This is a genomic window from Streptomyces sp. NPDC048623, from assembly GCF_040650755.1.
In the GTDB taxonomy this organism is placed as follows: domain Bacteria; phylum Actinomycetota; class Actinomycetes; order Streptomycetales; family Streptomycetaceae; genus Streptomyces.
In genome coordinates, this window is sequence record NZ_JBEZHV010000003.1 from 284,181 (window position 1) to 308,340 (window position 24,160).

The following is a 24,160-nucleotide window of genomic DNA, read 5'->3' on the forward strand; positions in this document are numbered from 1 at the left end:
TCTCCCGGTGGCGGTGGGGGCACGGGTGCGGCGGATGCGCGCGCCCTGCGCGGTCGTCTCCACTCTGCGCCGGTCCGCCCGCCGCCGCCGGTGGACCGTGTGCCCGACTCATCCATACAGGTCATCTTTTGCCGTGTTCGCCCGCCGGTGCTTGAGTGAAAGCGCTGTGACGGCCCGCGGCGGGCCGCCCGGACGAGACCCGGCGAGACCCGACGAGACCGGACGAGAGTGGAGACGACGCATGAGCACCGATTCCGCCGAGACCGAGGCGCTGCGCGCGAGGGTCCGGGCCCTGATGCCCCGGGCCAAGGAGGACCTGACGCGCCTGGTCGCCCTGCGCTCGGTCGCCGACCCCCGGCAGTTCCCGCCCGAGGAGTGCGCCGCTGCGGCGGACTACCTGGTCCGGGCGTTCACGGAGGCCGGGTTGCGCGACATGCGCCGGGTGACGACCCCGGACGGCACGGACGCGGTGGTCGGGCACGCGCCAGGCCCCGAGGGCGCGCCGACGGTGCTCCTGTACTGCCACTACGACGTGCAGCCGCCGCTCGACGACGCCGCCTGGCGCACCCCGCCGTTCGAGCTCACCGAGCGGGACGGGCGCTGGTACGGGCGGGGCACAGCCGACTGCAAGGGCAACATCGCCATGCATCTGACGGCGCTGCGGGCGCTCGGCGGCGAGGACGGCAAGGGCTTCCCGGTCAACCTCAAGTTCGTGGCCGAGGGTTCGGAGGAGCAGGGCACCGGCGGCCTTGAGCAGTTGGTGCCGCGGCAGCCCGAACTCTTCGCCGCGGACTGTCTGCTGATCTGCGACACGGGCAACTTCGCGCTCGGTCTGCCGACCGCGACGACCTCGCTGCGCGGGCTCGCCAATGTGGTCGTGACCGTGTCCACGCTCAAGGGCGAGATGCACTCGGGCATGTTCGGCGGCCCGGCCCCGGACGCGCTCGCCGCGCTCGTACGCATCCTCGACAGCCTGCGCGACGAGGCCGGCAACACCACGGTCAAGGGTCTCGCCGGGGACGGCGGCTGGGACGGTGTGGACTACCCGCCCGAGCAGTTCCGTGCTGATGTCGGCGCCCTGGACGGGGTGTCCCTGCTCGGTACGGGCTCGGTGGCCGACGAGCTGTGGGCGCGGCCGGCGGTCACGGTGCTCGGCATCGACTGCCCGCCGGTGGTGGGTTCCTCGGCGGCGGTGCAGGCGAGGGTACGGGCCCGGGTCAGCCTGCGCGTACCGCCGGGCATGGACGCCGAGCAGGCGCGGGCGGCGCTCACCGACCATCTGGTGGCCGCGGCGCCGTGGGGCGCGCGGGTGGAGGTGGAGCCGGAGAGCGCGGGCCAGCCGTTCCGGGCGCGCACCGACGGGCCCGCCTACCGGGCGCTCGGAAGGGCGCTCCGCGCGGCGTACGGCACGGAGATGGTCCAGTCGGGGCAGGGCGGGTCGATCCCGCTGTGCAATGTGCTCGCCTCGCAGTTCCCGGAGGCGGAGATCGCCCTGATCGGGGTCGAGGAGCCGGGCTGTCTCATCCACGCGCCCAACGAGAGCGTGGATCCGGGCGAGATCGAGCAGATGGCGCTCGCGGAGGCGCTGTTCCTCAGCTCGTACGCGACGCCGCTCTGAGCGGGCGCGAAGAGAAGCGAACGCGATGAGAAGCGGGCGCGAAGAGAAGGGAGTGCCGCCATGGCACAGACGCATGAAGACTCTCCGTACGGACGCGACGCGTCGCCGGAGGACGTGCCGCCCGGGCCCCTCGGTCTGCTGGCCGGCATGGCCTGGCAGGCCCTGCTGGTGTCGGGCCTCGTCGCCCTCGTCGTCGGCATCCTCGTCCTGGTGTGGCCGGGGCAGTCGCTCCGTGTCGCCGGCATCCTGTTCGGCCTGTATCTGCTGATCAGCGGTGTGCTGCGCCTGGTCGCGGCCTTCGGCACGCATATGCGGACCGCGCTGCGGGTGCTGGCCTTCATCAGCGGCGCCCTGTCGATCCTGCTCGGTCTGTTCTGCTTCCGGGGAGCGATGCAGTCGGTGCTGCTGCTCGCGCTGTGGATCGGGATCGGCTGGCTGTTCCACGGCATCACGCAGACCGTGGCGGCCGTGTCCGACGACACGATGCCGGCCCGCGGCTGGCAGATCTTCCTGGGCATCGTCAGCGCGATCGCCGGTGTGGTGCTGATCGTCTCGCCGCTGGAGTCGGCGGAGATCCTCATCCTGCTCGCCGGCATCTGGCTGGTCGTCGTCGGCCTGATCGAGATCGTGACCGCCTTCATGGTGCGGTCGCGGGCGAAGCTGCTGCCGCCGGGCCTCTGAGCCCCGGTTTTTTCCGTGAGTGTCAGGCCCGCCCGGCTCCCACCGGGCGGGCCTGCGCTACATTTTGCCGGTCCTTGACCGCGATCGGTCACGATCCCCTTCTCCGGAGCCCGGCATTCCATGAGCGACATCGTCAACGGCCTCGGCCGGACCACCGCGTACGGCGCCCTCGGCGTCGTACTGCTCATCCTCGGCATCGTCCTGGTCGACATCCTGACCCCCGGCAAGCTCGGCCGGCAGATCTGGGAGGACCGCAACCGCAACGCGTCGATCCTGCTCAGCTCCGCGCTGCTGGGCATAGGCGGCATCGTCTTCACGGCGATCTGGACCACGTACGACGACTTCGCCAAGGGCCTGGTGTCCACGGCCGCGTTCGGCCTGCTCGGCCTGGTGCTCATGGCCGTCGCCTTCCTCGTGGTCGACCTGGTCACCCCCGGCAAGCTCGGCGCGACCCTGGTCGACCCGGAGCCCCACCCGGCGGTCTGGGTGACCGCCTCCTGCAACCTCGCCGTGGCGGCGATCGTCTCGGCGTCCATCGCCTGAGACCTGTCGGCCTGTCAACCGGTCAGCCGGTCAGCGGTCAGCCGGTTCCCGGGTGCGCCGCCTCCACCTCCAGATGGCGGTGGCGGCGCGCGCCCCGGTAGAGCAGGGCGTCCCAGCCGAGCCGTTCGAGGGCGCTCGCGCAGGCGGTCAGGGCCGCCTCCTCCTCGTGGGCGGCTCCGGAGCCCGGCGGGCCCAGCCACTCCACGACCGCGGTCCCCGGGCGTTCGCCCGGTATGACCCGGTAGCCGGTCGCCACCCGGGCGCCCGTCGCGTCGACCGCCGACGGCGGCTGCTTCGCCGCCTCCAGGGCGAGCGCCACCGCCCGTACCGGCTGGTGGAGCTCCCACGCGGCGGGCCGGGCGGCCGGGTCGCCGCCCTCACGGTTGCTCATACGCCGGATCTGCAGCAACCCTTCGAAGGCGGCCCGCACCTCGCGGGAGCGCTGCTCGGCCGCGGAGCCGGGCCGCGGCGGCCCGTCCCCCGTGTCCGCGGCGAAGGCGCCGCTCACAGCAGCCGCCGGATGTCGCCGCGCACGCGGTAGAAGCCGCCGGACGCGGAGTGCAGGGCGTCGACCACGTACCGGGCGCCGGGCTCGCGGATGGCGCGCGGGAACTGCACGTTCCACCCGCGGTCGTAGCCCTCGGTCACCACATGGACCCGGGTCCGGCCGCCCTCCTGGACGCACTCCACGACGATCGAACCGGCCGGGGCGACGCTGACCGCGTCGACGGCCGCGACCGTGGTGGCGGGCGCGTAGGTCGGCAGGGCCGCGGCGAGCTTGACGTCGTGGGTGACCGGGACGTCGCCCTGCTGAGCGGCCGCGATGGCCGCCTCGCTCGCGTCCACGCACAGCAGCGAGCCGTCCGTGGTCACCAGATACAGGCGCTCGTCGCGGTACTGCATCGAGAGCGCCGAACCGCCGCCCGTACCCAGCTTCCACAGGCGCGTGCCGTCCTCCGCGAAGCAGTAGACGGACGAGGCGTTGTCCCCGGCGAAGACGAACCGCCCGCCGGGCGAGGTGGCGCACGAGTACACGACGTTGTCGCAGCTGTAGACGGCCTCGGTCCGGCCGTCCCGCTTGGCGAGGCGGTGCACCTTGCGGCGGGCCGTGCCCGCGTAGACCGAGGTGTGCTCCTGCCAGCCGAACAGCACCCCGCCCTCCAGGGGCGTGTGCCAGAGCTCGCGCCCTCCGTCGGGGGCGTGGGCCGCGACGCCGCGGCTGTCGCCGTAGTAGACGGCGTCGGAGTCCGCGCGCACCATCCACGCGTGCTCGCCGCGCCCGCCGCGCGCCCACTGGTGCTCGTCCTCGTGGTCGATGACGGTGAGCCGGCCCGAGCGGTCGGCCACGTCGAGCACGCCCTCGTGGATGTCGAGCCAGAAGATGTCGACGTCGGCGGCGATGTCGTAGGCCGCGAAGGGCAGCTTGGACGACAGGTCGTACACCCGCCCGTCGTCACAGCCCGCGTAGATCCAGAAGTCGTCGGCCACCAGGCACTTGACGCCGTCGGGCAGGCTGTAACGGGCGAGCACCTCGCCGGTGTGGCCGAGGGTGAAGACCTCGCCCGCCTGGTTGCCCACCCACAGACGCTCGTCGTCGACATGGATGCCGAAGGCGGCGGAGCCGGTGCGGAAGCGCCACAGGACGGGCGCGACCGCCCGGGCCGTGGACGGCGCGGAGCTGACGGCGCGCCGGGTGACCGAGCGGGGCGCCCGCTGTCCCCGGACCGCCGGCTCGTACCCCTTGCGGACCTTCTCCCCTATCTTCTTCGCCGCCGCGGCCTGCGCCTTCTGGGGCGTGGCGAAGGTCGAGGTCTGCGTCTGACCGGCCGCGCCGATCCGTCCGTAACGGACCGACACCACCGTGCCGTCGACCGTCACCTCGTAGAACTTGTGCGCGCCGCCGCCGTCCTGCGACAGCTCCAGATAGGTCTTCGTCGTCATGCCCTGAACGGTAGGGGCACCCACTGACAACGGCCCGGCAGCGGCCGGCGAGGGGCGCGTCCGGCAGCACTTCCGGAACACGTCTCCTGGAGTCCCCCATTCCGTACATCTGTTCGCATACGCTGCGACCGCACCATCAACAACAAGCCATTCCAGGCGACTTGATCCCAGGGGGGATTCAGTGAAGCGCTTCTTCACGCGCGCGCTGTGCGCGCTCGGCCTGCTGCTCGGCAGCCTGGCCGCGACGGCCGCACCGGCCGGCGCGGCCTCGGCCACCAACACCGTCACGGTCAAGAACGTGGCCGGCGGCACGTGTCTGGAAATGCCCGGGTGGACCAGCGAGTGGGGTGCCCAGGCCACGGTGTGGGGCTGCAACGGCGGCGACAACCAGAACTGGGTCTTCAACGCCATGGGCGGCGGCTTCTTCCAGATCGTCAACCGTTCCTCCGGTCTGTGCCTGGAGCTGCCGGGCCTTCCGCCGTCGACCGCCGACGGCACCCGGGTCCAGCAGTGGCCGTGCAACGGCGGCCGCAACCAGCTCTGGTGGTTCGACCACTGGGGCAGCGGCAGCGGCGACGGCTCCCGCACGGCCGAGATCAAGAACGCCTACGCCGGGTGCCTGGAGATCAACGGCTGGCAGAGCGGAACGTGGGGCACGGGGGCCCAGCTGTGGAGCTGCAACGGCGGCGCGAACCAGCGCTGGGCGTTCCCGTACGAGTTCATCTACAACCACTGACGCCCTACGCCTGAGCCACCTCCTCCGCCCGGTGGTTCTCCTTCAGGGTGATCCTGCCCTTGCGGAGGGTGGCCAGGCGCGGGGCACGGCGGGCGATGGCGCTGTCGTGGGTGACCATCACGAAGGTCAGACCGTGCTCCTTCCAGAGGCCTTCGAGCAGGTCGACGATCTCGTCGCGCATCGACTCGTCGAGATTGCCGGTGGGTTCGTCGGCGAGCAGCACCTTGGGCCGCTTCACCAGCGCCCGGGCGATGGCGACGCGCTGCTGCTGGCCGCCGGACAGCTCGGCGGGCAGATGGCGGGCGCGCTCGCCGAGGCCGACGGACTCCAGGGCCTCGGCGGCGCGCCGGCGCCGTTCGCCGGCGCGGATGCCGAGGGGTACGAGCGCGGTCTCCACGTTCTCCTGGGCGGTGAGCGTGGGGATCAGGTTGAAGCTCTGGAAGACGAAGCCGATGAGCCGGCTGCGCAGGTCGGTGAGGCGGCGTTCGGAGACGGTCGCCAGGTCGGTGCCGTCGAGCAGGACGCTGCCGGCGGTGGGCCGGTCGAGGCCGCCGAGCATCTGCAGCAGGGTCGACTTGCCGCCGCCGGTGGGGCCCTGGATGACGAGGCGGTCACCCTCGCGGATGGTGAGGTCGATCCCGGCGAGGGCCTCGACTCTGGCCTGGCCGCGCCGGTACTGCTTGGTGACGCCGGTGAGTTCGTACATGGGATCCAACTCCTGGTGGTACGGGACGGGGTGCGGGCTCGGCGGTCGCCGTGGGTGCTGGGGCTACTCGATGCGGCGCAGCGCGTCCGCCGGGCGGAGGCGGGCGGCGCGCCAGGCGCCGAACGCGCCCGCGACGAGGCCGCCGCCGAGGGCGAGCAGCACGGCGAGGCCGACGGTGGTGAGGCTGACCGGCGCGGTCAGCGCGATGTCGAGGCTGCGGCCGAGCCCGCCGGCCGGTCCCCCGGCGCCGCCGCCCACGAGCACCCGGCCGCCGCCGGGCCCGCCGAAGCCGCCGCCACCGCCACCGCCCGCGCCGCCGCCGAGCTGGGCGGTGAGGGTGGGGCTGACGGCGGTGACGAGGTACGCGCCGCCGAGGCCGACGGCGATGCCGAGGACACCGCCGATGAGCCCGTTGACCAGGGCCTCGCCGACGACCTGACGGGTGATCCGGCCGCTCTTCCAGCCGAGCGCCTTGAGGGTGCCGAACTCCCGGACGCGCCGGCTGACGGCGGAGGAGGTGAGCAGCCCTGCGACGAGGACGGCGGCGATCAGCACCGCGTACGAGAGCCAGCGGCCGACGGTCGTGGCGAGGCCGGCGGCGGTGTCGAGAGAACCGGAGACGGTCTGCGCGAGGTCGGCGGAGGTGGTGACGGTGGTGCCGGTGACGTTCTTCTGGATGGCGGCCTTGACCGCGTCGATCTCCTTGGAGTCGGTGGCCCTGACGTACACCGTGGTGATCTTGCCCTTGGCGTCGGCGAGGGTCTGGGCCTGCTTCAGGGGCAGATAGACCTGCGCGGCGGCCTGGCCGCTGTCGGCGGTGGCGATGCCGATGACGGTGAGCTGCACGCCCTTGACGGTGAGGGTCTTGCCGACGGTCAGGCCCTCCTGCTTGGCGTAGGCGCTGTCGAGGACGGCCACCTTGGCGTCGGTCTCGGTGGTCTTGAAGCCGCGGCCGGAGGTGAGGGTGGAGGTGGTGAGGGGGCCGAGGTCGGGGGTGGCGACGTCGGTGCCGTAGAGGGTGAAGGAGTTCACGTCGAAGGCCGCGCCGCCGCCGGTGACGGTGTCCCCGGGGCCGGCGCCGCCGGGGCCTATGACCTTGCCGTCCTGGCCGTCCTGGCCGTCCTGGCCGCCGGCCTGTCCGCGCTGGATCTCGCCGCGCTTGAACTCGCCGTTGATCTTGAGGTTGACCAGGCTGAGCCCGCCGACCGCCTCGGCGACACCGTCCTGCCCGGCCACCGTGCCGACGGTGGAGTCCGGCAGGGTCTGGAAGCCCTGCACCATCAGCCGGTCGCTGCTCTGCTCCTTCCCGTCCCCACGCCCCTGGAACTCGAAGCGCGGCCGCTGCGCCTGCCCACCCGCCCCGGGCTGCTCGCGCGCCTTGGTGACCGTGAGGTCGGTGCCGAGACCGTAGAGGGATTCCAGGACCTTGCCCTGGGCCTGCTTCATGCCGGACGACACGGAGTTGACGACGATGACGAGCGCGATGCCCAGCGCGAGCCCGGAGGCGACGACAAGCGCCGCCTTCCTGCGGCGGCGCAGTTCGCGCCGGAGGTAGGTGAAGAACATGGGCGCGAAGGTAGGCGCGCCTGGTGATGACGGGATAAGGCCCGCGTGAGAGCGGGATGAGAGTGTGCGGCCGGGGGGCGGGGGGCCGCGTCGGGGCCCACGGCCCCGGGACGGGCCCGAGGCTTGGGACGGACCCGGGACGGGGTCGGGGCCCGGGACCCGGACTCGGGACGGGGTCGGGCCCGAGGCCGGGCCAGGCCCGGAGTCGGGGTCGAGGTCGGGGCCGGGGTCGGGGTCGGGGCCAAGCCGAGCGTGGGGCCGAGGTCTGGCCGTGCCGGGGCGGGCCGGGGGCCGGGGTCCGAGGCCGGAGTCAGGTCCGCGTCGGGACCGGGTCGGGGTCGGGGTCGGGCCTGGGTCAGGGCTGGGGCCGGGGCCGGGCCGGGCCGGGCCGGGCCGGGCCGGGCGGAGCCTAGCGCCGAGGTCGGACCGAGCTGGGGGCCGCGTTCGGGCCCGGAACGGATCCGGAGCAGGCACAGAGTCCGGGCCGGGCCCGGGATAGCGTCAGGGTCCACGTCGGGACCGGGGCCCGGGCTGGGGCTGGGCCCGAGGGTGGGCCGATCCCAAGGTCGAGGCGCCCCCGTCGGGGCAAGGGTCCGGGCGCCAGGGACGAGTTGGGGCCGAGGCCGGGCCGAGGGCAGGGCAGGGGTCGGGGACCGGGCCGGGCCCGGGGCCGGGGCGAAGTTCGGGTCAGGGGGCGTAGGTCAGTGGGTCCGACAGGATGTCGCGGATGACCAGCGCGGCGGCGCCGCGGGCCGTGTCGGCCGTCGTGGTGGCCGCGCGGAGGCGGCCCTTGGCGGGGGTCCAGAGGCCGGAGACGACGCGGCGGGCGAGTTCGGACTCGGCGGCCGGGGCGAGCCAGGGCATCAGGCGCGGATAGATGCCGCCGAGGACGACGGCCTGCGGGTCGAGCAGGTTGACCGCGCCGGAGACGGCGACACCGAGCATCCGGCCGGCCTCCTCCAGCGCGGCGAGCACCCGTGGTTCGGCCTCCTCGGCGCGCCGCACCAGGGTGTCGATGCCGCGCGCCCCGGCGTTGCGCAGCAGGGCCGCCTGGCCGGCGTACCGCTCCAGGCAGCCGTGCGAGCCGCACCGGCAGCGCGGCCCGTCGGGCAGCACGGTGAGGTGGCCGATCTCACCGGCGAAGCCATGGGCGCCGCGCAGCAGTTCGCCGTCGAGGACGATCGCGCCGCCGACCCCGATCTCGCCGGTGACGTGCAGGAAGGTGCGTACGTCCCCGAGGTCGCCGAACCACAGCTCGGCGAGGGCGGCCACATTGGCCTCGTTGTCGGAGGCGACGGGCAGCGCGGGCGTGCCGGCCGGGCGGGCGGCGCGCAGCGCGCGGTCGAACAGCACGTCCGCGTCGATGCGGTTCCAGCCGAGGTTGGGGGCCTGCTGGACGGTGCCGTGGGAGACCAGACCGGGCAGCGCGAGCCGTACGCCCGTGGGGCGCAGGTCGCGGTCGGCGGCCTCGGCGAGCACGTCGGCGGCGATGGCGGCGGCGCGGCGCAGCACCTCGACAGGGGCGAGGGCGCGGTTGTCGAGCGGGAGGGTGCGGCGGACCCGGCCGGCGCCACCGAGGTCGGCGACGCACACGCTGACGTAGTCGACGTTGAGCTCGACGCCGAGTCCGGCGGGGCCGGTGGTGGCCGGTTTGAGGACGGTGCCGGGGCGGCCGGCCTGGCCGCTGAAGGTCTTGCCGGACTCGACGAGCAGCCCGCGCTCCAGGAGCTGTTCGACGAGCGAGGACACGGCGGCACGGGTGAGGCCGACGCGAGCGGCGACGGCCGCGCGCGTGGTCTCGCCGCTCTCGTGCACGGTGCGCAGCACGAGGCTGAGGTTGTGCCGGCGTACGCCCGCCTTGTCGGCCTTGGGCTCCGAGGTGTCCTTGCGGCTGTTCATGGTGCGCTGAGCCTAACCGGCGGGCGGCGGAACGACCCCTGTCGCAGACGACAGTTCAGTGACCGAACCCTCTGCGCTAGGGTCTGTGCATGTCACTTCCGCGCGACTACGGCGGCCGGCGGGGCGCCCGCTGAGCGCCGTCCCTGCGGTGACCGCTTCCGTACGGCGCGGGGCGGCAGGCCTCGGCCCTCGACCGCCCGCACCGGCCGCCCACCCCGCCCTCCCCCGTACCGCTATCACCAAGAGAGGCTGAACCACCATGAAGATCCTGGTCGTCGGCGCCGGTGCCACCGGTGGCTACTTCGGGACGATGCTCGCCCGGTCCGGACAGGACGTCACCTTCCTCGTCCGGCCCGCGCGGGCCGCGGCGCTGCGCGAGCGCGGACTGCGCGTCGTGGGCCGGGACGAGGAGTGGCGGGTCGACCCGGGGCTCGTCACGGCCGACGAGCTGGCCGCCGCGCCCGTCCCGTACGACCTGGTCCTGCTCTCGGTGAAGGCGACCGGACTCGCGCGGGCGGCCGAGGACCTCGCGCCGGCCGTCGGCCCGGACACCGTGATCGTGCCGCAGCTCAACGGTCTCGCGCATCTGGAGGCCCTGAACGAGCGGTTCGGCGCGGACCGGGTGCTCGCCGCGGTGACGAAGGTGGTCACCACGCTCGACGAGACGACCGGCGACATCCTCCGCCTCGCGCCCCTCGCGCAGCTGATCCTGGGCGAGCAGGACGGCGGCTCGGCGACACCCCGGGTGGAGGCGGTCCGCGCGGTGCTCGCCGGCGCGGGCATCGACGCGCGGGTGCCGGAGAACGCGGTGACGGCGATGTGGCACAAGTGGGTGTTCATCACCACGATCGGCGCCCTGACCAGCCTGATGCGCGGCACCGTCGGCGAGATCAACGCGGTCCCCGGCGGTACGGAGCTGGCGACGGCGCTGCTCGACGAGGCGTCCGCGGTGGCGGCGGCCGCCGGGCACCCCGTGCCGGAGGGCGAGCGGAAGACCACCCTCGACGTGGTGACGGCCGCCGGCTCGCCGATGGTGCCCTCGCTCTACCGCGACCTCGTCTCCGGCGCGCCCACCGAGGTCGAGCACCTCTTCGGCGACCTGGTGGCCCGCGCCCGCCGCCTGGGCGTGCCGACGCCGCTGATGGACCTGGCGACGCTGCATCTGCGGGTGCACCAGGCGCGCGTGGCCACGTCGCGCTAGGGCGTGTGTCGAAAGTAGCGTCGTCCGCCCGCAGGGCGGGCCGGGAGGCGTCCGGTGCATGGGGCCTCCCCAGGCCCGCCAGGGCCGAGGGGAAGGTCGCAAGGCGGAGGGAGGAGAGCGCAGCGTGCTGCGCCGACGACTGACAACGCGGCGAGCGTGCGTGCAGGGCGCCTCCCGGCAGACGGGACTTTCGACACACGCCCTAGGGCGCCACGAAGAGGCCGGGGAAACGCGGGCCCAGCCAGGGCTTGCGGCCCCAGGCCAGGGCCCGGCCGGTGGCCATGACCGGGCGCGGGTCGATCCGGCCGAGGGCCATGAGGAGGAAGGCGACCGGCTCGGTCAGGACGGTGCAGTCGGGGCGGTCGGCACTGTCCGGACCGGTGGTCACCCGGCCGTCGGCGACCGTCACGCCGAACCGGGCGCCGCCCCAGAGTCGTACCCGGTAGCGGGCGGTGAGTCCGGCGACGGCGTCGGGCGCGGTGACCCGGGGCATCGCGGCGAGCAGGAAGGGGAGCGTCAGCTCGACGCGGGTGCGGTCCAGCATGTGGGGGCGGCCCAGCGCGCGGGCCAGGTCATAGCCGTGGCCGAGCATGTGGGTCAGCAGATAGGAGCCGAGGGTCGGCCGGTCGAGGGGGCCGAGCGGGGTGTCGAGGAGTTCGACGGGGTCGCCCTGTTCGACGGCGTCGAGGAAGGCGAGCGCCTGGTCGTGGACGAGGTCGGCGAGCGGTCCCGCCGCCCGTTCGGGGAAGGCGGCCAGGGCCTGCTCGTTGGCGGCGGCGAGGCTCTGCGGCGTGCCGTCGCCGTACGGGCGGGGCCGGCCGGCGGCGAGATCGGCCATCAGCTCGTTGGCCTGCCCGAGATGGGCGGCGGCCTCGCCGAAGGTCCAGATGGAGCGGGGCACGGGCCCGGAAGTGTCGGGGGCGGCCCGTACGACCTCCGCGATGTCACGGGCCGTGCCGCGTATCGCCTCCGCGAGCCCGTCCGGCAGCACCGTCATCTCCCGCCCCCTCTCACGCCCTGCTGATCAGTGGCGCAAGAGTAGGGGGCGGCCCCGACCGCTGCCCAGGGCCCGGGGCCGCCCGTCCCGGTCACGATCGGCTCACGACCCGGGCGAGCCGCAGGGTGAGGAGCTGGAAGGGGCGCAGGGCGATGAGCACCTCGTCGCCGTCGGTCCCGGTCTCTCCCTCCTCGCCGGGCCAGGGGCGTTCGAGGAGGTCGCAGGACGTGGCGCCGGCGAGCGGGAAGCCGGCGGTGAGCCGGGTACGGGCGCGGGCGCCGCGCGACTCGTAGAGCCGTACGACGACATCGCCGCTGCCGTCGTCGGCGAGCTTCACGGCGCTCAGGACCACGGCCTCGTCGCCCACGCTCACCAGCGGCGCCACCTCGGCCGCGGCGGCGCCGGGGACCCGGCGCTCGGGCTGGTTGATCCGGTGGCCTTCGCGGACGGCGTCGCCGATGCCCGCGCCCGGCACGAGGGCGTGCCGGAAGCGGTGCACGCCCTGGTCGGTGTGAGGGTCGGGGAAGCGGGGCGCGCGGAGCAGGGAGGCCCGGACGGTGGTGGTCGTGCCGCGGTCCTCCGGCCGTACGCTACGGGTGACGTCGTGCCCGTACGTCGAGGCGGTGACGAGGGCGACGCCCCAGCCGGGCTCCTCGAAGTGCACGAAACGGTGGTTGCAGGCCTCGAACTTGGCCGCCTCCCAGCTGGTGTTGGTGTGGGTGGGCCGGTGGAGGTGCCCGAACTGGGTCTCGGCGGCGTAGCGCTCGGTGTGCAGGTCGAGGGGGAAGGCGGCCTTGAGGAACTTCTCGGTCTCGTGCCAGTCGACCTCGGTGTCGAGGTCGAGGCGCTTCTCTCCCGCACGGAGGGTGAGGGTCTGGACGGCGGTGGAGGACCCGAAGGAGCGGCTGACGCGGACGGCCGCCGCCGCACCCAAGTCGTCCTGAATCAGGGTCAGTTCGTCGGCTTCGGTGAGGTCGGTGACGGTGTTGCGGTAGAAGCGGTCGACGTCCCAGGCGTCCCACATGTTGGGGAAGTCGGGGTGGAGCTGGAGCAGATTGGCGGCGGTGCCGGGGGCGATGGTCTCGCGGCCCGAGTCGAGGTCGACGAGGGAGACGACGAGGCCGCGGGCGTCGACGGCGACCCGGAGCAGTCCGTTGTCGAGGACGTGGCCGCCCTCGGGGCGCGGGACGGCGGTGCAGCCGCGCCCGGGGGTGGTGGCCGGTGCGCCGGCGGGGCGGGCACCGCCGGCGGGGACGCCGCCGCGGGCGTGCGGGGCGGAGTTGAAGACCACGTCCGCGTCTCCCTCCCCCGCCAGGGCCCGCTGGGCCCGGTCGATGATCCCGGTGAGCTCCTCGGCGACGGCCGCGTACATGCGCTCCGCCTCGCGGTGCACCCAGGCGATGGAGGAGCCGGGCAGGATGTCGTGGAACTGGTGGAGCAGCACCGTCTTCCAGAGGCGGTCCAACTCCGCGTACGGGTAAGGGAGTCCTGCTCGTACGGCGGCGGTGGCGGCCCACAGCTCGGCCTCCCGCAGCAGGTTCTCGCTCGCCCGGTTGCCCTGCTTGGTGCGGGCCTGGCTGGTGAGGGTCGCCCGGTGCAGTTCCAGGTACAACTCCCCCACCCACACCGGGGGTTCGGGATACTCCGCCTGGGCCTTGGCGAAGAACTCCGCGGGCCGCTCCCAGCGTACGGTGGCGGAGCCCTCCAGATCGCGCATCCGGGCCGCCTTGGCGATCATCTCGCGCGTGGTGCCGCCGCCTCCGTCGCCCCAGCCGGTGGGGGCCAGGGAGTGCCGGGCGCGCCCCTTGTCCTTGAAGTTGCGGACGGCGTGGGCGATCTCCCCGCCCTTCATCGAGCAGTTGTAGGTGTCGACGGGCGGGAAGTGGGTGAAGATCCGGGTGCCGTCGATGCCCTCCCACCAGAAGGTGTGGTGCGGGAAGGAGTTGACCTGGCTCCAGGAGATCTTCTGGGTGAGCAGCCACGTGGAGCCGGCCTGCCGGATGATCTGCGGGAGTCCGCCGGCGAAGCCGAAGGTGTCGGGCAGCCAGGCCTCGTGGTTCTCGACGCCGAACTCGTCGAGGAAGAAGCGCTTGCCGTGCACGAACTGACGGGCCATCGCCTCGGACGACGGCATGTTGGTGTCGGACTCGACCCACATGCCGCCGGCCGGGACGAAGCGGCCCTCGGCGACCGCCTTCTTGACCCGGGCGTACACCTCGGGCCGGTGCTCCTTGATCCAGGCGTACTGCTGGGCCTGGGACATCGTGTAGACGAAGTCGGGCTGGTCCTCCAGGAGCGCGGTCATGTTGGCGGTGGTGCGGGCCACCTTGCGCACGGTCTCGCGCAGCGGCCAGAGCCAGGCGGAGTCGATGTGGGCGTGGCCGACGGCGCTGATGCGGTGGGCGGAGGGCTCGGCGGGCGAGGCGAGGACGCCGGCCAGCTCGGCGCGGGCCGCGGCGGCGGTGCCGCCCACGTCCTGGAGGTCGACGGCGTCGAGGGCACGCTCGACGGCGCGCAGGATGTCCCAGCGGCGGGCGCCCTCGACGGGCAGCTCGGCCATCAGCTCGCCGAGCACCTCCAGGTCCATGACGAGTTCCCACACGGTCTCGTCGAAGACGGCGAGGTCGAGCCGGGCGAGGCGGTACCGCGGCCGGTCACCGGCGGTCTCCTTCTCGCCCAGCTCCGTGGGCAGGAAGGGGTGGTAGTCGAGGATCACCGGGTTGGCGGCGGCCTCGACATGCAGGACGACCTCCTCGCCGCCGGCCGCCGGGGCGGCGATCCTCACCCACTGATTGCGCGGATGCAGGCCCTTCACCGGGCTGCCGTCGGGGCGGTAGACCAGGCCCTCGCACTGGAAGCCGGGCATGTTGGCGTCGAAGCCCAGGTCGATCAGCGCCTCGACGGTGCGCCCGGCCCACTCCGCGGGGACGGTGCCGGTGACGGTGAGCCAGCTGGTCGACCAGGGCGCGCCCCAGGCGTCACCGGCGGCGATGGGGGTACGGGGCGCGGCGAGGCCCTCGGCGACCGGGACCGGTTCGCCGGGGGCGGTCCAGATGCCCGCGGTGAGGGGCACGGAGACGGGGTGGACGGCGGGGCGGATGCGTTCTTCGAGGACCCGCTTGAGCCGGGACTCGACGAGGCTGCGGTCGTCATGCATGCGGAGCGCTCCAGGGGCAGGGGCGGGGCGGGAGTATGGACGCGGGTACGGGCGGGGTCAGCCGCGCTGGCCGGTGCCGGGGTCGTACGGCGTACCCGGCACGGGCGGCGTGGGCGGCGTCGCCGGTCTTTCGGCGGTGCCGAGGCGGTCCGGTGCGGCCGCCTCATCGGGCGTGACCAGCGCATCGGGTGTGACCAGCTCGGTGATGCCGCGGGCGGCCAGGTACGCGGGGTCGTCGGCGCGGGCCGCGAGGACGACGGCCGGGCGGGCCCCGTCCGCGGCGAGACGCATGAAGGCCTCGAAGTACGCGCCGCCGGGCCCGCAGGACGAGCGCTCGGTCACCTCCTCCGGGAGGTCCACGACGAGCGCGGTGCTCCTCGGCGCGGGCCGGACCGGGCTCGTACGGGCTTCGGCGACGGCCTCGGCGAGTGCCCGGCCGGCCGGTTTGACCTGCCGGTCGTTGGTCAACAGGCCCAGGCTGTATTCCAGTTCGGGGAAGTCGGCGAGCGAGCGGTCGACGTCGTGGGAGCACCACCACGTGATACCCCACAGATCGGGGCAGTCGAGCGCGGCGGCGACGGTCGTCCGGGTGAATTCGGCCGCGCGCCCGGCGGGGATGTGCGGGGCGGGGGCGCCGACCTCCTGGAGCCAGACGGGACGGCGGGGGTCCTCGGCCCAGGCCTTGGACAGCTCGATCAGATACGCGGCGTGCCGGCCGGCCGCGACCGACTCGGGGCCGTAACGCTGGGCGGTGCCGTTGAACACCCAGGAGTGGACGGCGGTGGCCGCGCCGATGCGGGCGGCGTGGGCCGGGGTGAAGGGATGGGCGTCCCGGTACCAGGCGGCGTCGTAGGCGGCGTGCAGATGCAGCCGGCCGGGGGCGCCGTCCTCGCAGGCGGCGAGCATGCGGAGCAGCCAGCTCTCGGCCTGGTGGGGGGTGATCCGGTCGGGGTCGGGGTGGGGGTCGCCGGAGAACTGGTCGATCTCGTTCCCGAGGGTCATGCCCAGGAAGTTGGGGTGGTCGGCGAGGGCGGCCGCGAGGGTGCGCAGATAGGCGGCCTGGCCGTCGAGGACGTCCGGGTCGGTGAAGAGGTTGCGCCGGTGCCAGGTGCGGGTCCAGGCGGGCAGGAAGTCGAAACTGGACAGATGGCCCTGGAGGCCGTCGACAGCGACGTCGAGGCCGCGTTCGGCGGCGGCGTCGACGAGCGCGGCGAGCTGCTCGACGGCCCGGGGCCGGATCAGGGTGCGGTTGGGCTGGAAGAGCGGCCACAGCGGGAAGACCCGGACGTGGTCGAGGCCGAGGGCGGCGATCGAGTCCAGGTCGGAGCGGACGGCGTCGAGGTCGAAGTCGAGCCAGTGGTGGAACCAGCCCTGGCTGGGCGTGTAGTTCACGCCGAAGCGCGGGGCGTCGGAAGGAGGGTGCGTCATCTGCGGTGCGGTGTCCTTCGTGAGACGGCGAACGATGGCGTCGGTCGGCCCTTGAACGGTCAGCCCTTGAGCGGTCGGCCCTTGTGCGGTCAGCCCTTGAGCGCGCCCTCCTCGACCCCCTTGAAGAAGAAGCGCTGGAGCGCCGCGAAGACGGCCACGATCGGCAGGAAGGCGATCATGGTGCCGGCGGCGATGAGGCGCGGGTTGGCGGTGAACGTGCCGTCGAGGTACTGCAGGCCGACCGTGAGGGTGTAGCGGCCGGGGTCGTTGAGCACGATCAGCGGCCACAGGAAGTCGTCCCAGGCCGCGATGAAGGTGAAGATGACGACGACGCTCAGCATGCCCCGTACGTTGGGCAGAGCCACGTGCACGAGCCGTTGCCAGGCGTTGGCCCCGTCGACGAGGGCGGCGGCGTCGAGCTCGGGCGGCACGGACCGGAAGGCCGTGTACATGAGGAGCACGTTGAGCATGGCGACGGCCCCGGGCAGGGCGACGCCGAGAAGGGTGTCGGTGAGACCGAGGCTGCGCACGGTCACGTACTGGGAGACGAGGGTGACCTCGCCGGGCAGGACGAGTGTGGCGAGGAACAGGCCGAGTGCGAGGCGGGCGCCGCGGAAGCGCAGCCGGGCGAGCGCGTAGCCGGCGCAGGTGGCGCCGACCACGTTCCCGAGGACCATGATGGCCGCCACGATCAGCGAGTTGGCGGCGTAGGTCCACACCGGGATGGTGTCGGCGACCCGGGCGTAGTTCGCCAGGGTCGGGGCGTCGGGCAGGAAACCGGGGGTGCGGGAGTAGACGTCCTCGCCGGGTCCCTTGAGCGAGGTGGACAGCTGCCACAGGAAGGGCCCGACGGTGAGCAGCAGGACGAGCAGGAGGAGCGGATAGCGGACCGCCTTCTCGGCGGCGGTCGGGGCGCGGCCCGGGGCTGCCATGCCGTCAGGCCCCCTTCCGGTCGAGCCGGGCGAGCACGAGCATCGGCCCGACGGTGAGGACGAAGAGCAGGATGCTGAGGGCGGAGGCGTAGCCGATGTGTCCGGTGAAGCCGCGGCTGTACATCTGGATGAGCATGACGACGGACATGTCGCGCCCGCCCGGTCCGCCGGTGCCGTTGGACAGCACGTACAGCTCGGAGAAGACGCGCAGCGCGTTGACCGAGATGAGAACGGAGACCAGCAGCATCGCGGGGCGGACGCCGGGCAGGGTGACGTGCCAGAAGCGGCGGGCGGCGGAGGCACCGTCCGCGGCGGCGGCCTCGTGCAGCTCGCGGCCGACGTTCCCGAGCGCGGACAGGTAGATGACCATGTAGTAGCCGAGTCCCTTCCACACCGTGAGGGCGATGGCGCTGAACAGCAGCAGCCAGCGGTCGGTGAGGAAGGAGACGGGCCGGTCGGCGAGGCCGAGCTGCTGGAGCAGGCCGTTGAGCAGGCCGCGGTCGTCGAGCACCCAGCCCCAGATGATGCCGACGACGACGGCGGAGGCGACGACGGGGGTGTAGAACGCGGTGCGGAAGAAGGTGATGCCGGGCAGTCTCTTCTCCACCAGGAGCGCGACGAGCAGCGGCAGCAGGGTGAGCAGGGGCAGGCAGATCAGAAGGTAGACGACGCTGTTCATCAGGGCGTCCGTCAGCTGGGCGTCGTCGAGGGCCCGCCGGTAGTTCGCCAGGCCGGTGAAGTGTCCTCCGCCGAGGGGTCTGGCGTTGGTGAAGGACAGGATCACGGTGTTGACGGCCGGCCACAGGTTGAACACGGCGAGCCAGAGCAGCGCGGGGCCGGCCAGCAGCCAGGGCGTGAACCAGCGTCGGTGGGTCATGGCGATCCGTTTCCCCCTTTGTGTCCGTCTCGGTCCCGCTCTCCCTCGCCTCAGTCCTTGAGGAGCTGGTCTGCGCGGGCGACCGCCGTGTCGAGCGCTTCCCTCGATCCGGTCCGGCCGCTGATGGCGAGCGCGATCTGCTGGTTGATCAGGGTCTTGATCGCGTCGTTGGCCTGGACGGGTTCGAGCACCCGGGCGGTGGCGAGCGAGCGGAAGGCGGTGACCTTGGCGTCGCCGGCGTTGCTGCCGTCGCTCTGCGCGAAGAAGGGGTCGGCGGCGGAGGCGGTGGTGGACGGGAAGATGCTGGTCTCGTGGGCGAAGGCGGCCTGGTTCTCGGCGTTGGTCACCCAGCGGGCGAGGGCGAGGGCCGCGGTCGGGTTCTTGGTGCTCTTCGGGATGGACACGCCCTGGACGTACAGCGGCGGGGTGCCCATGGCCGGCGAGGAGACCACCTTGGGGGCGAGGGTCGGGTTGTCGACGGCGAGGCTGGTGATGTAGTTCGCGCCGGCGGTGGTCCAGGCGGCGGTGGCGGAGCTGAACAGTCTGGTGTTGCCGGCGTACGTCTCGGTGAGCACGTCCTGGGGCAGCAGGCCGTCCTTGAAGGCGGTCCGGTAGGTGTCGAGGACGGCGGCCGCTTCGGGGGTGTTGAAGGTGAAGTGGGTGCCGTCCGCGGAGATGATCGGCACACCGGCGTTGGCGAGATCGATGAGGTTGGGCTTGCGGCTCATCAGATAGGTCTGGCCGCCGGACTTCTCCTTGACCGTACGGGCGGCCTCGACGAGCTCGTCGAGCGAGGCCGGCGGCTTCTTCGGGTCGAGGCCGTACTTCGTGAACAGCTCGCCGTTCCAGTAGTTGACGTCGGTGTTGAGGTACCAGGGGTATCCGTAGGTGCCGTCGTGGCCGGGGAAACGGTACGCGTCGAGGCCGCCCTTGACGTAGTCCTGGGCGACGGCCTTGTCGGACGCGCCGACGTCGAGCAGGAGGTTCTGCCTGACGAGGGGGAGGGCGAAGTCCGGGGGCAGGTTGACGACATCGGGCAGGGTGCCGCCGGCGGCCTGGCTGAGCACCTTCTCCGAATAGCCCTCGCCCGGCTGGTCCAGCCACTCGACCCGCACGCCCGGGTACTTCTTCTCGAAGCCGTCGATCACCTTGTCCATGTAGGCGGTGAACTTCGGCTTGAGCGCCCAGGTCTGGAGCGAGACCTTGCCCTTGACCTCGCCGCCGGTGGAGACCGGGCCGGGGGCGCCGGAGTCCCCGGTGTCGCCCAGGCCGCAGCCGGCGAGGGTCAGGGCCGCGAGGGCGGCGGCGGTGGCAGTGGCGGTCCAGCGGGCCAGTGGGCTTCTCCGAATGTGTCGCACGAGGGTGTCTCCTTGCTCGGACGTCGCGGGGGTGTGCGCGGGCCTTGCTCGGTGTCTCTGACGCTCGGCTTGCTCGGTGCTCGGTGCTCGGTGCTCGGCACTCAGCTACTAAACCGGTCTAGCGATGCGGGACTATGCTCGTGGCTAGACTCCGGTGTCAAGGGACCGTGCGGAATCGGCCGTCCGGAGACGGCCGCCGGGAACGGAGCAGGGAGGGGCGTCCGGTGGCCAGACCGACCATCGCCGACATCGCCAGGGAGGCCGGAGTCTCCAAGGGCGCGGTCTCCTTCGCGCTCAACGGGCGCCCGGGGGTCAGCGAGGCCACCCGGGACCGGATCCTGCGGGTCGCCGAGCGGATGAACTGGCGCCCGCACAGCGCCGCCCGCGCGCTCGGCGGGGCCCGCGCCGGGGCGGTCGGCCTGGTGCTCGCCCGGCCCGCGCGCACCATCGGGCTCGAACCCTTCTTCGGCCAGCTGCTCTCCGGCCTCCAGGCCGCGCTGTCCACCCGCGGCACCGCGCTCCAGCTGCTCGTCGTCGAGGACACCGCGGCCGAGATCGAGGTCTACCGCCGGTGGACCTCCGAGCACCGGGTGGACGGCTTCGTCCTGGTCGACCTCCAGGTGCGCGACCCGCGCATCCCGGTCCTCGAAGAACTCGGCGTGCCCACGGTGGTGCTCGGCGGGCCGGGCAGGCACGGCGCCCTTCCCTCCGTCTGGGCCGACGACCGCGCGGCGATGACCTCGATCGTCGAGTACCTGGCGGCGCTCGGCCACCGCCGGATCGCCCATCTCGCCGGGCTGCCCTCCTTCCAGCACACCCAGCGCCGGATCCGTGCGGTACGGGACGCGGCGCGCCGTCTCGGCCTGGCCGACGCCGTCTCCGTACCGACCGACTTCAGCGACGCGGAGGGCGCCGCGGCCACCCGCACCCTGCTCGCCCGGCCGGCCGGGCAGCGGCCGACGGCGATCGTGTACGACAGCGACGTGATGGCGGTCGCCGGGCTCGGGGTCGCGGCCGAGATGGGCGTACGGGTGCCGGGCGAGCTGTCCCTGGTCTCCTTCGACGACTCCGCGCTCGCCCGGATCGTGCACCCGGCGCTCACGGCGCTCTCCCGTGACACGTTCGCGCTCGGCGAGCAGGTCGCGACGGCCCTGCTCGCCGTGGTCGACGATCCGGCCGCGGGACGCGACGTCAAGAACCCGACACCGCGCCTCACGGTGCGCGAGAGCACCGCGGCGCCCGCCGGCGTATGACGGCCGGCCCTCTTGACCCTTCCGCTAAAGGGGTTTAGCCTCCCGGACCGGGCGGCCGACCGCCTTCCTCGTACACATACGCTCACCTCCCCCGTACCGCCCCTCGCACCATCGCGCCACCGGCACCACCAGCCCTTTCCCCCCTCCTGCTGGACCGGAGCTCCGATGAGACGACTTCCCCTCCTGCTCGCCGCCGCCCTGTCCGCGGCCCTCCTCGGCCTCGCCGCCACACCCCCCAGCGCCTCGGCGTCCGCACCGAAGCCTGACAACGTTGTCGCCACTGCCGCCGCCACCGGCGACCAGCCGTACGCCTCCTACTGGTACCCGAACTCGATCCTGACCTGGGACCCGGCCACCGACCCCGACGCGCGCTTCAACCGCTCGCGCGTGCCCCTCACGCCGCGCGTCTCCGACCCCGCCCTGAAGGCGAACGCCAACGCCCGGGCCGGCGAGGGCGAGGTCGTGTCGCTGGTGTCCTTCGCGCCCACCTCGAACAATCCCTCCCAGGGCTCGCTCGACCCGCGCTACTACGCCTTCGGGCACTGGCAGTACATCGACAAGCTGGTCTTCTGGGGCGGTTCGGCCGGTGAGGGGCTGATCCTGGCCCCCAATCCCACCGTGATCGACGCCGCCCACCGCAACGGCGCGAAGGTCTACGGCACGGTGTTCTTCCCGCCCACCGCCTACGGCGGCCAGATCCAGTGGGTGCGCGACTTCGTGCAGAAGTCCGGCAGCCGGTACCCCGTCGCCGACAAACTCGCCCAGGTGGCGCAGTACTACGGCTTCGACGGCTGGTTCATCAACCAGGAGACGGCCGGTGGCGACGCCACCCTCGCCACCGAGCTGCGCAACAGCATGCGTTACGCCCGCACCCTCGGCCCGGTCGAGTTCATGTGGTACGACGCGATGACCGAGTCCGGCGCGATCAGCTGGCAGGACGCGCTCACCAGCGCCAACGACGCCTTCCTGCAGGAGGGTTCGCAGCGCACCAGCGACTCGATGTTCCTCGACTTCGGCTGGGGGGCCTCCGCGCTCGACTCCTCCCGTACGCTCGCCCGTTCCCTCGGGCGCAGCGAGTACGAGCTGTTCGCGGGCGTCGACACCGAGGCCAACGGCTACAACACCGGCGTGCCGTGGAGCGCCGTGTTCCCGGCCGGGCAGCCGCACACCACCTCGCTCGGCCTCTACCGCCCCGAGTGGACCCACAACTCCTCGACGGACCGGGCCGATTCGTACGCCCGCGAGGCCCGCTACTGGGACGGCGCCAACGGCGATCCCTCCGACACGGCGACGACATCGAGTTGGAAGGGCCTCGCGAACTACGTCGCCGAGTCGTCGCCGGTCACCGCCAAGCCCTTCGTGACCTCCTTCGACGCCGGCCAGGGCGACTTCTACCACTCAGGCGGCGTACGCGTCTCGTCCGCCGGCTGGAACAACCTCTCCCTCCAGGACGTGCCGCCCACCTACCGCTGGCTGGTGCAGTCCGCGGGGACGAAGGTCAAGGCCTCCTATGACTTCACCGACGCCTACGAGGGCGGCTCCGCGCTGCGTCTGACCGGACCGCTGGACGCCGTGAACACCGTACGGCTCTACCAGACACGCCTTCCGGTCGCCGCCGACACGAAGCTTTCGGTGGTCCTGAAGACCCCGGCGGCGGGACCGACGCGCCTGAAGGCAGCCGTCTCCTTCGCCGACTCCCCCACCACCTTCACCACGCTCGACCTCGGCGCCACCACGACGGCCGGCTGGGAGCGCAGGACCCTCGACCTCTCCCCGTACGCCGGGCGCACGATCGCACAGCTCGGCCTGCAGACGGCGGGGACGGCCGCCTCGTACGACATCAAGGTCGGCCAACTCGGCGTGTACGACGGGGCGGTGGACGCCCCGGCGGCCCCGGGCGCGCCGACCGTGCTCGGCAGCACCGACACCGGTACGGGCAGCAAGTCGCTGCGGATCGCGTGGGCGGCGTCGGCCGCCGGGGACGTGCACCACTACGAGGTGTACCGGCGCAACGCGGACGGCAGCCGCACCTTCCTGGGCGCCACGCCCAACGACACGTACTTCGTGCCGAAGCTCGACCGGGCCGGTACGGAGACGTCGACGACGCTCGACGTCGAGGCGGTGTCCACCGAGTGGGGCCGCTCCCCCGCCATGAGCACCACGGTCACCTGGTCGGCGACGACCGAGGCGAATCTGGCACTGAACCGGCCCGCGACGGCCTCCGGCCAGTGCAACTCCTCGGAGGGTGCGGCGAAGGCGGTCAACGGCAGTGTGTCCGGCGGCACCACCGACAAGTGGTGCACCCTCACGTCCGACAAGTGGCTTGAGGTGGACCTCGGTTCGCCGCGCGCGCTCACGCGCTTCGTGGTCAGGCACGCGGCGGCGGGCGGCGAGAGCGCGAGCTGGAACACCCGGGACTTCCGGGTGGAGGTCCGCGACAGCACCACGGCCGCGTGGACCACGGCGGTGACCGTCGCGGGCAACGCGGCGGCGACCACGACCCATCCAGTGGCGCTCACCGCCCGTTACGTGCGCCTTGTGGTCACCAGGCCGACGCAGACCACGGATCCGGCGGCCCGGATCTACGAGTTCGAGGCCTGGGGGTCGTGACGACCGGGTCCGGGGGCGTCACGGCTGCGCCGTGGCGACCTTCACCCCGAAGCCGATCAGGACGACGCCGGTGATCCGCTCCATGCCGCGGCGTACGGCGGCCCGGGCGAAAAACGCCCGGGCCCTGGCGAGGAGCAGCACATAGCCGCCGAGCCAGAGGACGGTCAGCGCCGCGTGGACGAGCACCAGGAGGGTCATCCCGGTGTGCGGGGAGAGTCCGTGCGGCGCGAGCGTCGGGAGCAGGCCGGTGTAGAAGACGGCGATCTTCGGGTTGAGCACGTTGTTCACCAGGCCGGTGCGCCACGGGTTCCCGGACGGTGCCGGCAGCGCGGCCTGCGCCGTCGCGTCCGTGTGCGCGCCACGGCGGGCGGCGCGCAGGGCCTGGACGCCGAGGACGACCAGATACACGGCTCCGACCAGTTTCACGACGGTGTACGCGGTGGCCGACGCGGCCAGGACGGCGGCGAGCCCGGCCACCGACAGCACGCCCCAGACGAGGAGTCCGGTGGTGATCCCGGCGACGGTCAGCAGTCCGTCGCGCCAGCCGGCGGCGACCGCCCGCCGGGTCACGACCGCCATGTCGGGTCCGGGCACCATCGTGAGGAGGGCGAGGACGCCCGCCGCGGCGAGGAATTCGTACAGCATGGGCCGAGTGTG

At 73.0% G+C, this 24,160-nt stretch carries 19 protein-coding genes; 7 read left to right on the forward strand and 12 right to left on the reverse strand.

Annotated elements, in window-relative coordinates:
* Positions 1-241 precede the first annotated feature (241 nt).
* The 3 genes from AB0C73_RS06485 (at position 242) to AB0C73_RS06495 (ending at position 2,842) form a co-directional block, all read left to right on the forward strand.
* Entirely contained in the window at positions 242-1,618 is a 1,377-nt protein-coding gene (locus tag AB0C73_RS06485) for a dipeptidase (RefSeq protein WP_362525305.1), read from the forward strand.
* Between the two features lie 60 nt (positions 1,619-1,678).
* Positions 1,679-2,299: an HdeD family acid-resistance protein gene (locus AB0C73_RS06490; protein WP_362525308.1), complete on the forward strand. Its 621-nt coding sequence runs from the start codon at positions 1,679-1,681 to the stop codon at positions 2,297-2,299.
* A gap of 120 nt (positions 2,300-2,419) precedes the next feature.
* A complete protein-coding gene (locus tag AB0C73_RS06495; protein WP_362525310.1) occupies positions 2,420-2,842 on the forward strand; it encodes a DUF350 domain-containing protein in 423 nt (140 codons plus the stop codon).
* Between the two features lie 37 nt (positions 2,843-2,879).
* Here the strand turns inward: AB0C73_RS06495 and AB0C73_RS06500 are convergent, their stop codons facing one another.
* Together AB0C73_RS06500 and AB0C73_RS06505 are read right to left on the reverse strand one after the other, a co-directional pair.
* Positions 2,880-3,350, reverse strand: coding sequence for a hypothetical protein (locus AB0C73_RS06500; protein ID WP_362525313.1), 471 nt, complete (start codon positions 3,348-3,350; stop codon positions 2,880-2,882).
* Complete coding sequence (locus AB0C73_RS06505) at positions 3,347-4,783, reverse strand: WGR domain-containing protein (RefSeq protein ID WP_362525315.1); 1,437 nt, start codon at positions 4,781-4,783, stop codon at positions 3,347-3,349. The genes AB0C73_RS06500 and AB0C73_RS06505 overlap by 4 nt, the downstream gene beginning before the upstream one ends.
* A gap of 181 nt (positions 4,784-4,964) precedes the next feature.
* Between AB0C73_RS06505 and AB0C73_RS06510 the strand changes: the two genes are divergently transcribed.
* Positions 4,965-5,519: an RICIN domain-containing protein gene (locus AB0C73_RS06510; RefSeq protein ID WP_362525317.1), complete on the forward strand. Its 555-nt coding sequence runs from the start codon at positions 4,965-4,967 to the stop codon at positions 5,517-5,519.
* Positions 5,520-5,523: 4 nt separating this feature from the next.
* On the opposite strand, the gene AB0C73_RS06515 is transcribed toward AB0C73_RS06510, so the two are convergent.
* From AB0C73_RS06515 to AB0C73_RS06525, 3 genes are all read right to left on the reverse strand, one after another.
* Positions 5,524-6,225 (reverse strand): ABC transporter ATP-binding protein, encoded by a 702-nt coding sequence (locus tag AB0C73_RS06515; protein WP_362525320.1) that lies wholly within the window; start codon positions 6,223-6,225, stop codon positions 5,524-5,526.
* Positions 6,226-6,288: 63 nt separating this feature from the next.
* Positions 6,289-7,791, reverse strand: a complete 1,503-nt coding sequence (locus AB0C73_RS06520; RefSeq protein WP_362525323.1) for an ABC transporter permease — start codon at positions 7,789-7,791, stop codon at positions 6,289-6,291.
* A gap of 687 nt (positions 7,792-8,478) precedes the next feature.
* On the reverse strand, positions 8,479-9,690 hold the full coding sequence (locus tag AB0C73_RS06525; RefSeq protein ID WP_362525325.1) for an ROK family transcriptional regulator: 1,212 nt from the start codon (positions 9,688-9,690) through the stop codon (positions 8,479-8,481).
* Between the two features lie 259 nt (positions 9,691-9,949).
* Here AB0C73_RS06525 and AB0C73_RS06530 point away from each other — a divergent pair, with 259 nt between their 5' ends.
* Entirely contained in the window at positions 9,950-10,891 is a 942-nt protein-coding gene (locus AB0C73_RS06530; protein ID WP_362525327.1) for a ketopantoate reductase family protein, read from the forward strand.
* 202 nt (positions 10,892-11,093) lie between these two features.
* On the opposite strand, the gene AB0C73_RS06535 is transcribed toward AB0C73_RS06530, so the two are convergent.
* The 6 genes from AB0C73_RS06535 to AB0C73_RS06560 all read right to left on the reverse strand — a co-directional run bounded on the left by AB0C73_RS06535 (position 11,094) and on the right by AB0C73_RS06560 (position 19,640).
* The gene (locus AB0C73_RS06535; protein ID WP_362525330.1) at positions 11,094-11,888 is read right to left on the reverse strand and encodes a maleylpyruvate isomerase family mycothiol-dependent enzyme; all 795 of its coding nucleotides are present in this window, start codon (positions 11,886-11,888) and stop codon (positions 11,094-11,096) included.
* 91 nt (positions 11,889-11,979) lie between these two features.
* Positions 11,980-15,045 (reverse strand): glycoside hydrolase family 38 C-terminal domain-containing protein, encoded by a 3,066-nt coding sequence (locus tag AB0C73_RS06540; RefSeq protein WP_362525333.1) that lies wholly within the window; start codon positions 15,043-15,045, stop codon positions 11,980-11,982.
* 57 nt (positions 15,046-15,102) lie between these two features.
* Complete coding sequence (locus AB0C73_RS06545; protein WP_362525335.1) at positions 15,103-16,473, reverse strand: glycosyl hydrolase; 1,371 nt, start codon at positions 16,471-16,473, stop codon at positions 15,103-15,105.
* Positions 16,474-16,562: 89 nt separating this feature from the next.
* On the reverse strand, positions 16,563-17,405 hold the full coding sequence (locus AB0C73_RS06550) for a carbohydrate ABC transporter permease (protein WP_362525336.1): 843 nt from the start codon (positions 17,403-17,405) through the stop codon (positions 16,563-16,565).
* 4 nt (positions 17,406-17,409) lie between these two features.
* Positions 17,410-18,282: a sugar ABC transporter permease gene (locus AB0C73_RS06555; RefSeq protein WP_362525338.1), complete on the reverse strand. Its 873-nt coding sequence runs from the start codon at positions 18,280-18,282 to the stop codon at positions 17,410-17,412.
* Positions 18,283-18,332: 50 nt separating this feature from the next.
* Positions 18,333-19,640, reverse strand: a complete 1,308-nt coding sequence (locus AB0C73_RS06560) for an extracellular solute-binding protein (RefSeq protein ID WP_362525340.1) — start codon at positions 19,638-19,640, stop codon at positions 18,333-18,335.
* A 224-nt stretch (positions 19,641-19,864) separates the two neighbouring features.
* Between AB0C73_RS06560 and AB0C73_RS06565 the strand changes: the two genes are divergently transcribed.
* Both AB0C73_RS06565 and AB0C73_RS06570 read left to right on the forward strand, forming a co-directional pair.
* Positions 19,865-20,893 (forward strand): LacI family DNA-binding transcriptional regulator, encoded by a 1,029-nt coding sequence (locus AB0C73_RS06565; RefSeq protein WP_362525343.1) that lies wholly within the window; start codon positions 19,865-19,867, stop codon positions 20,891-20,893.
* Between the two features lie 165 nt (positions 20,894-21,058).
* Positions 21,059-23,503 (forward strand): discoidin domain-containing protein, encoded by a 2,445-nt coding sequence (locus AB0C73_RS06570; RefSeq protein WP_362525345.1) that lies wholly within the window; start codon positions 21,059-21,061, stop codon positions 23,501-23,503.
* 18 nt (positions 23,504-23,521) lie between these two features.
* Here AB0C73_RS06570 and AB0C73_RS06575 read toward each other — a convergent pair whose 3' ends face one another.
* On the reverse strand, positions 23,522-24,148 hold the full coding sequence (locus AB0C73_RS06575; RefSeq protein ID WP_362525347.1) for a LysE family translocator: 627 nt from the start codon (positions 24,146-24,148) through the stop codon (positions 23,522-23,524).
* Positions 24,149-24,160 lie beyond the last annotated feature (12 nt).

What these genes read in the sequence shown, in the direction of transcription:
- AB0C73_RS06490 (WP_362525308.1), top strand. Translation starts at nt 1,679, where the DNA reads ATGGCACAGACGCATGAAGACTCTCCGTACGGACGCGACGCGTCGCCG.
- AB0C73_RS06540 (WP_362525333.1), bottom strand. Translation starts at nt 15,045, where the DNA reads ATGCATGACGACCGCAGCCTCGTCGAGTCCCGGCTCAAGCGGGTCCTC.
- AB0C73_RS06515 (WP_362525320.1), bottom strand. Translation starts at nt 6,225, where the DNA reads ATGTACGAACTCACCGGCGTCACCAAGCAGTACCGGCGCGGCCAGGCC.
- AB0C73_RS06555 (WP_362525338.1), bottom strand. Translation starts at nt 18,282, where the DNA reads ATGACCCACCGACGCTGGTTCACGCCCTGGCTGCTGGCCGGCCCCGCG.
- AB0C73_RS06535 (WP_362525330.1), bottom strand. Translation starts at nt 11,888, where the DNA reads ATGACGGTGCTGCCGGACGGGCTCGCGGAGGCGATACGCGGCACGGCC.
- AB0C73_RS06550 (WP_362525336.1), bottom strand. Translation starts at nt 17,405, where the DNA reads ATGGCAGCCCCGGGCCGCGCCCCGACCGCCGCCGAGAAGGCGGTCCGC.
- AB0C73_RS06495 (WP_362525310.1), top strand. Translation starts at nt 2,420, where the DNA reads ATGAGCGACATCGTCAACGGCCTCGGCCGGACCACCGCGTACGGCGCC.
- AB0C73_RS06505 (WP_362525315.1), bottom strand. Translation starts at nt 4,783, where the DNA reads ATGACGACGAAGACCTATCTGGAGCTGTCGCAGGACGGCGGCGGCGCG.
- AB0C73_RS06530 (WP_362525327.1), top strand. Translation starts at nt 9,950, where the DNA reads ATGAAGATCCTGGTCGTCGGCGCCGGTGCCACCGGTGGCTACTTCGGG.
- AB0C73_RS06485 (WP_362525305.1), top strand. Translation starts at nt 242, where the DNA reads ATGAGCACCGATTCCGCCGAGACCGAGGCGCTGCGCGCGAGGGTCCGG.
- AB0C73_RS06575 (WP_362525347.1), bottom strand. Translation starts at nt 24,148, where the DNA reads ATGCTGTACGAATTCCTCGCCGCGGCGGGCGTCCTCGCCCTCCTCACG.
- AB0C73_RS06545 (WP_362525335.1), bottom strand. Translation starts at nt 16,473, where the DNA reads ATGACGCACCCTCCTTCCGACGCCCCGCGCTTCGGCGTGAACTACACG.
- AB0C73_RS06520 (WP_362525323.1), bottom strand. Translation starts at nt 7,791, where the DNA reads ATGTTCTTCACCTACCTCCGGCGCGAACTGCGCCGCCGCAGGAAGGCG.
- AB0C73_RS06525 (WP_362525325.1), bottom strand. Translation starts at nt 9,690, where the DNA reads ATGAACAGCCGCAAGGACACCTCGGAGCCCAAGGCCGACAAGGCGGGC.
- AB0C73_RS06570 (WP_362525345.1), top strand. Translation starts at nt 21,059, where the DNA reads ATGAGACGACTTCCCCTCCTGCTCGCCGCCGCCCTGTCCGCGGCCCTC.